The organism is Streptomyces niveiscabiei (assembly GCF_001419795.1).
Classification (GTDB): Bacteria; Actinomycetota; Actinomycetes; order Streptomycetales; family Streptomycetaceae; genus Streptomyces; species Streptomyces niveiscabiei.
This window is the reverse complement of sequence record NZ_LIRL01001084.1, coordinates 1-3,674: the sequence shown is the minus strand read 5'-3', so window position 1 is coordinate 3,674 and position 3,674 is coordinate 1. Positions and strand designations below refer to the sequence as shown.

Genomic DNA, 3,674 nt, shown 5'->3' with positions numbered 1-3,674 from the left:
GCCGGGTCGATCACCGCGCGGGGTCGACACGGTCGTCCGCGCGGTGATCGACCCGGCGGCCGGCGCGGTGCTGTCGTTCGGACTCGCGGGCGCCGCCTCGCAGTTGCTCGGCGACATGGCGCACCGCCTGGTGCCGGTCACCGACCGGGACGCGACCTCCCTGGTGCGCTCGATCCGCACGGCACCCCTGCTGTTCGGCTGGCGCGGCTCCACCCCCGTCGACACCCCGGCCCTGGAGGAACTCCTCCTGCGCGTCTCGCGCCTGGTCGACGACCACCCCGAGGTCGTCGCCGTCACCCTGGAACCCGTCGTCGTCGCTCCGCACGGCGTGAGCGTCCTCGGCGCGTCCGTACGCCTCGCCCCGCCACCCGCCCGCGACGACCTCGGCCCGCGCACCCTGCCCGCGTACTGAGCCCTCCTCGACGCCCTGTGCGGGGTCCCTCGCAGTCAGTGGGTCCCCGTAGGATGGAGGACATGGCCAAGACCAGTACGACGACCCAGGGGCTGCGCGCGGCGATCGAGCGCAGCGGCTACTACCCGGCCCTCGTGGCCGAGGCGGTGGAGGCCGCCGTGGGCGGCGAGCCGATCCGGTCGTACCTGGTGCACCAGGAGACCACGTTCGACCAGAACGAGGTCCGCAGGCATGTGACCGTGCTCGTCCTCACCGGCAACCGCTTCATCGTCAGCCACACCGACGAGCAGGCCGCCGACACGACGTCGCCGACGCCGTACGCGACCACCTCCACGGAGTCCGTGAAGCTCGGCCGGATCTCCTCCGTCGTCGTCAGCCGCGTCGTCGCCAACCCCGAGTCGTACGCGCCGGGCACGCTCCCGCGCGAGGTGATGCTCACGATCGGCTGGGGCGCCGTCTCCCGCATCGACCTGGAGCCCGCCGCCTGCGGCGACCCCAACTGCGACGCGGACCACGGCTACACGGGCAACTCGACGGCGGACGACCTCAGCCTGCGCGTCAGCGAGGCGGGCGACGGCCCGGAGACGGTGCGCCAGGCACTCGCCTTCGCGCAGGCGCTCTCCGAGGCGACCGCGGCCCTCTGATGTCCCAGCTCGCCCCCTGGGACCACCCCGAACCCCTCCGCGTCGACTCCGCGCCCGTCCCGCGCTACGGCACCGGCTCCCTCGCCGACCTGCTGCCCACCGTGGCCGCCGGGCTCGGCGTCCCCGGCCTCACCGCCGCGATCCCCTCGCTGGAGCCTGCCGACCGCGTGTGCGTCTTCCTCGTCGACGGTCTCGGCCTGGAGCAGATCACGGCCCACCCGGACGAGGCGCCGTACCTCAGCAGCCTCCTGAGGCCCTCCGGAGGGCATCTCACGGCCGGCTTCCCGGCGACCACCGCGACCTCCCTCGCCTCCGTCGGCACCGGCCTCCCGCCGGGCGCGCACGGACTGCCCGGCTACACCGTCCGCGACCCCGCGACCGGCGCGCTGATGAACCAGCTCCGCTGGCACCCCTGGACCCCGCCGGAGGTCTGGCAGCCGTACCCGACGGTCTTCCAGCTCGCCGACGCCGCGGGCGTGCACACCGCGCAGGTCTCCTCGCCCGCCTTCCAGAACACCCCGCTGACCAAGATCGCGCTCAGTGGAGGAACGTTCCACGGGCGGCTCACCGGCGAGGAGCGCATGGACCTCGCCGCCGCCCAGCTCGCCGCCGGCGACCGGGCCCTGGTATACACGTACTACGCCGAACTCGACGGCGCCGGGCACCGCTACGGCATCGCCTCCGACACCTGGCGCGGCCAGCTCATGTACGTCGACCGGCTCGTCCAGCGGCTCGCCGAGCAGCTCCCCCCGCGCAGCGCGCTGTACGTCACCGCCGACCACGGCATGGTCGACATCCCCTTCGACGAGGAGCACCGCATCGACTTCGACGCGGACTGGGAACTGCGCGCGGGCGTCGCCCTCCTCGGCGGCGAGGGACGCGCCCGGCACGTGTACGCCGTCCCCGGTGCCGCCGGCGACGTCCTGACCTGCTGGCGCGAGGTCCTCGGCGAACAGTTCTGGGTCGCCTCGCGCGAGGAGGCCATCGCCGCCGGGTGGTTCGGGCCGCACGTCGACGAGCGCGTATACGACCGGCTCGGCGACGTCATCGCCGCCGCGCGGGACGACGTTCTGATCATCGCGTCCGAGCGGGAGCCCAAGGAGTCCGCGATGGTCGGCAATCACGGGTCGATGACCTCCGCGGAGCAGTTCGTCCCCCTGCTCGAAGTACGCTCCTGATCGATTCCGACCGTTTCTCCGGCCCTCAGGGGTTGGCCTTCCTGCCGAAAGGTGCTCACCTCGCCATGCCCGAGTTGGTGTTCTTCTCCGGAACCATGGACTGCGGGAAGTCGACCCTGGCGCTCCAGATAGAGCACAACCGATCGGCTCGCGGGCTCAAAGGGATGATCTTCAGCCGTGACGACCGGGCCGGGCGCGGAAAGCTTTCCTCCCGCCTCGGCCTCGTCACCGACGCCGTCGAGATCCACGACGGGCAGGATCTGTACGCCTACCTCGTCGACCACCTCTCCCACGGGGGCCGCGCGGACTACGTCATCGCCGACGAGGCGCAGTTCCTCGCGGAGGAACAGATCGACCAGCTCGCGCGCGTGGTCGACGATCTCGGGCTCGACGTCTACGCGTTCGGCATCACCACCGACTTCCGCTCCAAGCTCTTCCCCGGCTCCCAGCGCCTCGTCGAACTCGCCGACCGCGTCGAGGTCCTCCAGGTCGAGGCCCTCTGCTGGTGCGGCGCCCGCGCCACCCACAACGCCCGCACAGTCGGCGGCGTCATGGTCGTCGAGGGCGCGCAGGTCGTCGTCGGCGACGTCAACCAGGCGGACACGATCGGGTACGAGGTGCTGTGCCGGCGCCACCATCGCCGCCGGATGACAGCGGCATCGGCGAAGGCGGCGACACTGTCGCCGGACGTGCTGCCGGTTCAGGCGGTGTAGCCGGACACCGTCCACTCGCCGACGTCGTCGGAGAAACCGCTGTTCATGGCGAACTGGACGGCGACTACTCGGGATGCGTTCGGTACTTCGAAGGTGAGGTAGCCGAGGGCGGTCCTCCCGGGCAGGATGGTGACACTTCCGGGAAACTCGGCGCCTGCCGTGGTGTCGGAGAGGAAGGCCGTGTCGAAACGCTGGCCGTCCTGGTCGATCACGTCCACGCCGTTCGACGGCGAGTCGTTGTAGACGGCTGTGCCGGTGTTCTTCAATCGGAACTGGACAGATACCAGGTGGTTTCCGGAGTCCGGTGAGGAGAAGGAGTCCTTCGCGCGTGCGGGGTCCACCACCTTGACCAACGTCACGTCGAGCTTCTCGTCCCCCGTGGTCCCTGTGAGACTCAGCGTGTCCCCGACCTTCCCGTCGGACGACAGGGGTGCCAGCGCCAGCGTGAACACCGCCGGCAGACAGATCAGCAAGGGCGCGGTACGACGTCGCATCGCTCCTCCCGGTGCAGCGGAGCGGCAGATGACACCATCGTCCGCCCGCGTCGCGACGTCGGCGAGTTGAGGGTCAGGTGGGGCGTTGGAGGAGGGCGAAGCGGGCGCCTTCGGGGTCGGAGACGGTGGTGGTGCGGCCGAGGGGGGTGGTCGCGGGGGGAGTGATGATGTGGCCGCCCAGGGCGGTGACTTGGGAGAGGGCGGTGTCCGTGTCGGTGACCTCGAAGTAGGTG

General features: G+C 71.3%; 6 protein-coding genes. 4 read left to right on the top strand and 2 right to left on the bottom strand.

The genetic code is table 11. The annotated features are described in order from the left end of the window. From AOK24_RS40180 to AOK24_RS40165, 4 genes are all read left to right on the top strand, one after another. Positions 1-412, top strand: a 412-nt coding sequence (locus AOK24_RS40180; RefSeq protein WP_206191349.1) for an acetate--CoA ligase family protein, incomplete at its 5' end; no start/stop codon positions are given. Positions 413-474: 62 nt separating this feature from the next. Next, positions 475-1,056 (top strand): DUF5998 family protein, encoded by a 582-nt coding sequence (locus tag AOK24_RS40175; RefSeq protein WP_055724851.1) that lies wholly within the window; start codon positions 475-477, stop codon positions 1,054-1,056. Then, positions 1,056-2,234: an alkaline phosphatase family protein gene (locus AOK24_RS40170; RefSeq protein ID WP_055724850.1), complete on the top strand. Its 1,179-nt coding sequence runs from the start codon at positions 1,056-1,058 to the stop codon at positions 2,232-2,234. Before AOK24_RS40175 ends, AOK24_RS40170 begins: the two co-directional genes overlap by 1 nt. A 65-nt stretch (positions 2,235-2,299) precedes the next feature. Next, complete coding sequence (locus tag AOK24_RS40165; protein WP_055724849.1) at positions 2,300-2,947, top strand: thymidine kinase; 648 nt, start codon at positions 2,300-2,302, stop codon at positions 2,945-2,947. Here AOK24_RS40165 and AOK24_RS40160 read toward each other — a convergent pair. Continuing rightward, positions 2,935-3,441: a DUF4352 domain-containing protein gene (locus AOK24_RS40160; RefSeq protein WP_055724848.1), complete on the bottom strand. Its 507-nt coding sequence runs from the start codon at positions 3,439-3,441 to the stop codon at positions 2,935-2,937. The genes AOK24_RS40165 and AOK24_RS40160 overlap by 13 nt on opposite strands. A gap of 73 nt (positions 3,442-3,514) precedes the next feature. Continuing rightward, positions 3,515-3,674 (bottom strand): VOC family protein (locus AOK24_RS52415; protein WP_276206893.1); only part of this gene is annotated, 160 nt, incomplete at its 5' end.

What these genes read in the sequence shown, in the direction of transcription:
- AOK24_RS40175 (WP_055724851.1), top strand. Translation starts at nt 475, where the DNA reads ATGGCCAAGACCAGTACGACGACCCAGGGGCTGCGCGCGGCGATCGAG.
- AOK24_RS40170 (WP_055724850.1), top strand. Translation starts at nt 1,056, where the DNA reads ATGTCCCAGCTCGCCCCCTGGGACCACCCCGAACCCCTCCGCGTCGAC.
- AOK24_RS40165 (WP_055724849.1), top strand. Translation starts at nt 2,300, where the DNA reads ATGCCCGAGTTGGTGTTCTTCTCCGGAACCATGGACTGCGGGAAGTCG.
- AOK24_RS40160 (WP_055724848.1), bottom strand. Translation starts at nt 3,441, where the DNA reads ATGCGACGTCGTACCGCGCCCTTGCTGATCTGTCTGCCGGCGGTGTTC.